At 49.3% G+C, this 6,511-nt stretch carries 8 protein-coding genes; 3 read left to right on the top strand and 5 right to left on the bottom strand.

The window, feature by feature from the left end; genetic code table 11:
- The 3 genes from VIN66_RS08580 to VIN66_RS08590 all read right to left on the bottom strand — a co-directional run.
- The coding region (locus tag VIN66_RS08580) for a ubiquinone biosynthesis accessory factor UbiJ (RefSeq protein ID WP_331923587.1) at positions 1–376 on the bottom strand (376 nt) is incomplete at its 3' end.
- A complete protein-coding gene (gene ubiE / locus VIN66_RS08585; RefSeq protein ID WP_331923588.1) occupies positions 376–1,131 on the bottom strand; it encodes a bifunctional demethylmenaquinone methyltransferase/2-methoxy-6-polyprenyl-1,4-benzoquinol methylase UbiE in 756 nt (251 codons plus the stop codon). The genes ubiE and VIN66_RS08580, both read right to left, overlap by 1 nt.
- 75 nt (positions 1,132–1,206) lie before the next feature.
- Complete coding sequence (locus VIN66_RS08590) at positions 1,207–2,244, bottom strand: GGDEF domain-containing protein (protein ID WP_331923589.1); 1,038 nt, start codon at positions 2,242–2,244, stop codon at positions 1,207–1,209.
- A 287-nt stretch (positions 2,245–2,531) separates the two neighbouring features.
- Between VIN66_RS08590 and VIN66_RS08595 the strand changes: the two genes are divergently transcribed.
- Together VIN66_RS08595 and VIN66_RS08600 are read left to right on the top strand one after the other, a co-directional pair.
- A complete protein-coding gene (locus tag VIN66_RS08595; protein WP_331923590.1) occupies positions 2,532–4,271 on the top strand; it encodes a DUF885 domain-containing protein in 1,740 nt (579 codons plus the stop codon).
- A gap of 66 nt (positions 4,272–4,337) precedes the next feature.
- Positions 4,338–4,835, top strand: a complete 498-nt coding sequence (locus VIN66_RS08600) for a hypothetical protein (protein WP_331923591.1) — start codon at positions 4,338–4,340, stop codon at positions 4,833–4,835.
- Positions 4,836–4,842: 7 nt separating this feature from the next.
- Here VIN66_RS08600 and VIN66_RS08605 read toward each other — a convergent pair whose 3' ends face one another.
- Both VIN66_RS08605 and VIN66_RS08610 read right to left on the bottom strand, forming a co-directional pair.
- Entirely contained in the window at positions 4,843–5,073 is a 231-nt protein-coding gene (locus VIN66_RS08605; RefSeq protein WP_134058701.1) for a hypothetical protein, read from the bottom strand.
- Positions 5,074–5,125: 52 nt separating this feature from the next.
- Positions 5,126–5,584 (bottom strand): EVE domain-containing protein, encoded by a 459-nt coding sequence (locus tag VIN66_RS08610; protein ID WP_331923592.1) that lies wholly within the window; start codon positions 5,582–5,584, stop codon positions 5,126–5,128.
- 70 nt (positions 5,585–5,654) lie between these two features.
- Between VIN66_RS08610 and tesB the strand changes: the two genes are divergently transcribed.
- A partial coding sequence (gene tesB / locus VIN66_RS08615) for an acyl-CoA thioesterase II (protein WP_331923593.1) occupies positions 5,655–6,511 on the top strand: 857 nt, incomplete at its 3' end.

Raw genomic sequence — 6,511 nt, forward strand, 5'->3', positions numbered from 1 at the left:
CAGACAGGGCTTGTTGCCAGTCTGGGCTTAGCTGCTGAAAAAAGTGGCTGTACTGTTGTGCTACCTGAATATCACCATCAATTTGTAAAGCGTCGGCTTTTATCAGCCGGGTCAATTGGCTCGGGTCTCGCAGTAAGCGCAGGCTGGCCAGGTCGGTCTGTATTGCACAGTCTACCGGGTTATCATGCTGGTTAAACAAGATGGTCCCGCCACTAACTGTCATCACCAGTGTTGTAGGCCATTCACGCAGACGAAAGGACAATTGCTTGTCGCTAAGCCGCGTTAACCGGGCTTTGGCCTGTGGATCCATAGCAATCAATCTGGCCAGCACTTTCTCTGCTACAGCACAGAATAACTGAGGCAGTAAGGGTAACATCAGAACTTATAACCGCGGTGCAGGGCGACAATACCACCGGTAAGATTGTGGTAGCTCACCTCTGCAAAGCCTGCCGCCTGCATCATGCCTTTCAGGGTTTCCTGATCAGGATGCATCCGGATAGACTCTGCCAGATACTGATAGCTTTCTTTATCGTTTGCCACCAGTTGCCCCATAGCGGGTAACAGCTTAAATGAATATAAATCATAGGCTTTGCTCAACCAGTCATGCTCGGGTTTGGAAAACTCCAGCACCAGCAGACGGCCGCCAGGCTTCAATACCCGGAAAATGGAGCGCAATGCGGCATCTTTGTCAGTAACGTTGCGTAAGCCAAACCCAATGCTGACGATGTCAAAGCTGTTGTCGGCAAAAGGTAAAGCTTCTGCGTTGGCCTGCACATACTCAATGTTGTTTACTAAGCCGAGATCACGCAGTTTGTCACGGCCTACATTCAGCATCGACGCATTAATATCAGCCAGTACCACTTTGCCGGTATGGCCAACCCGCTTTGAGAACAACGCAGTAATGTCACCGGTACCACCCGCCAGGTCCAATACCTGTTGTCCGGCCCGCACGCCGCTGCAGTCAATGGTAAAGCGTTTCCACAGACGGTGGATCCCCAGCGACATCAGGTCATTCATCAAGTCGTATTTGGCGGCAACCGAATGGAATACGTTAGCGACCATCGACACTTTTTGCTCGGCGGCAACCGTTTTATAGCCAAAGTGAGTGGTGTTGGAGTTTTGATCTGTCATGCGGCGCACCTGTCGGCAACTAAATGCGGCTAGTGTAAAAGATAACGCTGCCAAGGCCAACTTATCTGTTGGCTTTTATGCAAGGGCGCCTTCGGCGAGCATTAATTCGCTGGCAACCTGGTTGCGGCCACGCTTTTTCGCCAGTAACAGTACTTCTGCCGTGCGGCCAAGAAACTGGTACCAGTTTTCACTCTGTTGATATAAAGACACGCCCAGAGATATTGTGACTTTAGGCAGTGTTTTCTTACTGCGTGACGAGACGAATCGCAGCTTTTCAACGCCACGCCGCACCTGCTCTGCTATTTCGCTGGCACTGCGCAGGTCAACGTCCGGCAGTAGGATTAAAAACTCTTCGCCACCGGAGCGAACGGGCAAGCCACTGCTTTGAACGTAGCTGCTGATCTTCCGAGCGACTTTCGACAGGATAACGTCGCCTATCGTATTGCCGTATTCCTGATTAAAACGACTGAAATGATCCAGATTGACCGCTATGGCAGCAATACGCCGGCCTGGCTGTTCACTAAACCAGATATCCAGCTGATTTTGCATTGCAAGACGGTTATATAAGCCGGTAAGAGGATCAAGTAAGCGTTGCTGTTTCAGTTGTTCCAACTCATGGCGCAGCTGATGGCTTTGCTGATTTGCCAATAGCAACTGCTGCTGCATTTGTTGCTGGCTCACTCTGAATTCGGCTGTCGTGTGTTGTAGCTGACTGATAATAGGTTGTAATACCGGGTCTGGTTTGGTTTGTTGTATTTGCTGCATGCTATGATCCAATTGCAGCAGATAGTCATCCAGCTGTTCTGCGGCGACATCGGTGTAGGCAGCCATCCTGCTTACCATGCCAGAAGCCTCTTGCAGCATCAGTTCCTGCTGCGGGTTGGCCGGCGCCAGGAAGCGGCTGTACAGATCCGCCATAATAAAATCGTCCAGCGGCGCTCTGGCTGACAGCTTTTGTTCAATAATCTGGCACAGCTGAGAGTTGTGTCCGCTGATATACTCATAACATACCGCGTAATTCACAGGATGAGCGGCAAGATTAGCGCGTTGCAGGAATAATTTAACCTGCGCTGCTTTTTCGCCAGCCTGTTGTATTGAATCGTGATACTTCATGAGATCACACAAAACTCCGGTTATTGTTATTATTAATCCGATGCCAGATTGATGTTAACGCAAAAAATCCCAAAGCCATAGTACGCGAATTTAATTAACTGGCAACAGCTCTGGCGTTATCGTTGAGCAGTGCGCAGAAAATAAAAGCACTTTGGCTTATTTATAAGCAGTACGTAGTTAATTTTACGAAAACGACTAAAGGCGGCTGTCGTCAGTTAAGCTAACTGTAATGTCGGTATAAAGTCGTTACAATCGGTCTGTCTTTTATCTACGGTGGGAAAACCAGAATGACAATCACCCCTACTATTAAAGTGTTGCTGCTTAACATTGGCCTGGTAATGATGTTGGCAGGTTGTGCCGCCACGCAACAACAGCCAGATGCTGCTTTCTCTGAATTGGCTTCACAATTGTGGCAGGCAGAACAGCAACTTAACAAAGCGGAGCCGGGCCGGCTGACTGATATGTCGCCTGAGGCACTGGCTACGCGGAATAAACAACGGCTGGGCTGGCAAAAGAAACTGCAGCAGGTGGATGTAGCCAGGCTGTCAGAGCAGAACCAGATTAATCACGCCATTTTGAGCTACCGTCTGGCGGACGATATTGATGAATATCGTTACGGGGCGCACCTGATGCCGCTGACGTCAGAGTCGGGCTTTCATACCAGTCTGGGGTTTTTACCACAACGTGCAACGTTTCGCAGCCTGAATGACTACCAGCTGTATATTCAGCAGCTTTCAGCCATTCCACGCTATATGCAACAGCAAACTGCTTGGATGCAGCAAGGGTTAGCGAGCGGAATGACCCAACCTAAAGCGGTGCTGAAAGGCTTTGAGCAAAGTATTATTTCGTATATCACTGAACCTGAACAAAGTGTCTTTTTTCAGCCATTTAAAACCAAGCCGGCTTACATTAGTGCCGAACAATGGCAACTGCTGCAAAACGATGCTGCAAAGCAAATCCGTACAGCGGTAAACCCGGCTTATCAGGCGTTTTATGACTTTATGGTACAGCAGTATATCCCGGCTGCGCGCGATACTATTGCTGCCGGTGCACTACCGCAGGGGCAGGAGTACTACCAGAACCGCCTGCAGCATTACACTACGCTTAACATGACACCTGCGCAGGTACATCAGATTGGCCTGGACGAAGTTAAACGCATTCGTTCTGAAATGCAGCAGGTTATTGCAGACACAGGGTTTGAAGGCAGCTTTGCTGACTTTATTCAGTTTCTGCGCACAGACCCACAGTTTTACCCAAAAACACCGGACGAGTTAATGCGCTATGCCGCTTTTTTGGCGAAGAAATCAGATGCCCAGTTACCTAAATTATTTAAAACCTTGCCGCGTACCCCTTATGGCGTGGTACCGGTTCCGGCGGAAATTGCGCCTAAATATACCACAGGCCGCTATTCAGGCCCATCGCGCGATGATCAGGCTGGCTTTTACTGGGTTAATACCTATCGGTTAGACCGGCGTCCGCTATACGAAATGGAGGCGCTGACGTTACATGAAGCAGTGCCGGGGCATCATTTGCAAGTTGCGCTGGCCCGGGAGCAGAAGGCACTACCTGATTACCGTCGCAGTTTCTATACCTCTGCTTTTGGCGAAGGCTGGGGGCTGTATTCTGAGTATCTGGGATTGGAAATGGGATTTTATCAGGATCCATACAGCAATTTTGGCCGTTTAACTTATGAAATGTGGCGAGCTGCCCGCTTAGTGGTTGATACCGGCATGCACAGCATGGGGTGGAGTAGGCAGCAAGCTATTGATTTTCTTGCCAGTAATACAGCGTTATCCATGCATAATGTCACCACAGAAATTGACCGTTACATTAGTTGGCCTGCTCAGGCGCTGTCTTATAAGCTGGGTGAAATAACCATTAAACGTCTGCGGGCTGAGGCCGAGCAGGCATTGGGTGAGCGGTTTAATATCAGGGAATTTCATGATGTCGTTCTGGGCAATGGCAGCCTGCCACTGGCCGTGCTGGAACAGCAGGTTCAGCGTTACATCGCGGCAGAAAAAGGATAATATGTCCCGGTATTAGAAAGGGGCACTGACTGTGCCCGGGTGCAGCTAGCAGGGAACAAAGGCAGTATGGTCTGGATGTTGTTTATCGGTGTGTTAGTTGTCGCGATGTTGTACATCCTTTGGCAAATGGAGCAGATTGGTAAAACCAATAAGGGACTGCAGCAAAAACTGAACGCACGGGAGCAGGAGCTACTAAAACTGCAGCAAGCGACTTATCAGCTGGCTGAGCAACAAAAAGCAGTACTGGAGCAGCAGGTATCTCATTTGCCAGCTAATCCGGTGTTGTCGGCTGATGAACTTCAGCTGGCACGCTTACTGTGTATCAGTTTACCTGTGGTCGTTAAAGAGTGTTGCAGTAAGTCGCTGACGCCCCATCAGGTGGTGGCTGGGCAGTTGAAAAAACACAGCACATTGAGCGTTAGTCAGTTGGAGAGAATGGTGCAAAAACACAGCCGGCTGACATCGCTGTGGCGCAATAACAGCCTGATGTCTCATCTGCAGCTGTGTACAGTTGTCGCGCTGCTCGCTCAGGAAGAGAAACAGGCAAAAGTCAGCAGCCTGTAGGCTGCTGTCAATGCCGTAAGACTACCTTAGGCTCAATATCAATTTGGCCTTCGATATCAATTGCCGCCACTTTGCTACCCGATGCTAATACTGCCATGCTGCCATTAGCGATGTGGCGAACGAAGAGTAAGTCATAACCAAACCGTTGCAGCTCAGCAACGGAAAATTTTTGTGCCAGATTCAGATCGTCCCAGAAAAAATGTATATCCTTATCCATCTGGCGCCTTTCATGTGACATAACAGGCTCCAACCATCAGGGATAACAGGTTTCAGGCTCAATCACTATGCCGTTAACGCTGCTGTAAAATACTCTGCCACTGCTCAGGTGTTACCGGCATAACAGACAGTCTGCTGCCTCGCTGAACTAAAGGCAGTTCACTTAGCTTAGCCAAGCTTTTAAGTTTGTCCAGTGGAATAATAACCGGCAGTTTTTCTGCGAAAATCAGGTCGACGGCAAACCAGCGGGGCGACTCAGGGTCGGATTTCCCATCAAAATAAGTACTTGCCGTATTAAATTGACTCGGATCCGGATAACCGGCTTTCACTACGCGGGCAATACCCGCTACTCCGATCAGTTTGCAACTGGAGTGATAGATAAAAACCAGATCATCTTTTTTTACGTCATCACGCAGCATATTACGGGCCTGATAGTTGCGCACGCCTTCCCAGACTATCGGCGTATCCGGCGCCCTGGCAAAGTCATCAATACTGCATTCTGATGGTTCAGTTTTAAATAACCAGTAGCTCACCTTTGCTGATCTCCTTCGTTTGCGGCAGAATATCATTATACTTCAGCCAAACAGAATAAAAGGGACAGCCATGAGTCAGGTATTACAGAATTTGCTGGCATTATTAAAGCTGGAAACCATAGAGCAAGGCCTGTATCGCGGCCAGAGCCAGGACTTGGGCTTTAAAGCGGTATTCGGTGGCCAGGTAATGGGACAGGCCTTATCCGCGGCAAAAGAAACTATCGCTGAAGATCGAAAAGTACATTCGTTTCACTCCTACTTTCTGCGCCCGGGTGATGCTGCGAAAGCTATTGTTTATGAAGTAGAAAACATCCGTGATGGTAAAAGCTTCAGCACGCGGCGTGTCAGTGCTATTCAGTACGGCAAACCCATTTTTTATATGACAGCCTCATTTCAGGCTGACGAAAAAGGTTTTGAACATCAGGATGCTATGCCGAAAGTGCCTGAGCCTGAGCAGCTCGTGTCTGATCTGGAATTTTATCAGCAGCACGCGCAGTTAATTCCTGAGAGCTTGCGTAGTAAGTTTATCTGTGAAAAGCCGATAGAAATGCGGCCGGTGGACTTTCAGAATCCGTTCAAGCAGGAAGTCAGCCCGGCGCGGCGCTATGTTTGGTTTAAAGCCAATGGCCCCATGCCGGATGACTTGCGTGTGCACAAATATATGCTGGCCTATGCATCCGACTTTAACTTTTTACCGACAGCGCTGCAGCCTCATGGCAAGTCATTTATGGCGCCGAATATGCAGGTCGCGACGATTGACCATGCGATGTGGTTTCATCAGGATTTCCGTTTTGATGACTGGTTACTGTATGCCGTAGACAGCCCCAGCGCCTCTGGCGGGCGAGGGTTGGTGCGCGGCCAGTTTTTTAACCGTGCCGGCACCTTAGTTGCTTCTACAATTCAGGAAGGGGTTATCCGCTCCTATCC

The sequence above is a fragment of the Rheinheimera sp. genome, assembly GCF_036568245.1.
GTDB lineage: Bacteria > Pseudomonadota > Gammaproteobacteria > Enterobacterales > Alteromonadaceae > Alishewanella.

Coding starts and splice junctions, on each gene's coding strand:
- ubiE (WP_331923588.1), bottom strand. CDS start 1,131: ATGACAGATCAAAACTCCAACACCACTCACTTTGGCTATAAAACGGTT.
- VIN66_RS08590 (WP_331923589.1), bottom strand. CDS start 2,244: ATGAAGTATCACGATTCAATACAACAGGCTGGCGAAAAAGCAGCGCAG.
- VIN66_RS08595 (WP_331923590.1), top strand. CDS start 2,532: ATGACAATCACCCCTACTATTAAAGTGTTGCTGCTTAACATTGGCCTG.
- VIN66_RS08600 (WP_331923591.1), top strand. CDS start 4,338: ATGGTCTGGATGTTGTTTATCGGTGTGTTAGTTGTCGCGATGTTGTAC.
- VIN66_RS08605 (WP_134058701.1), bottom strand. CDS start 5,073: ATGTCACATGAAAGGCGCCAGATGGATAAGGATATACATTTTTTCTGG.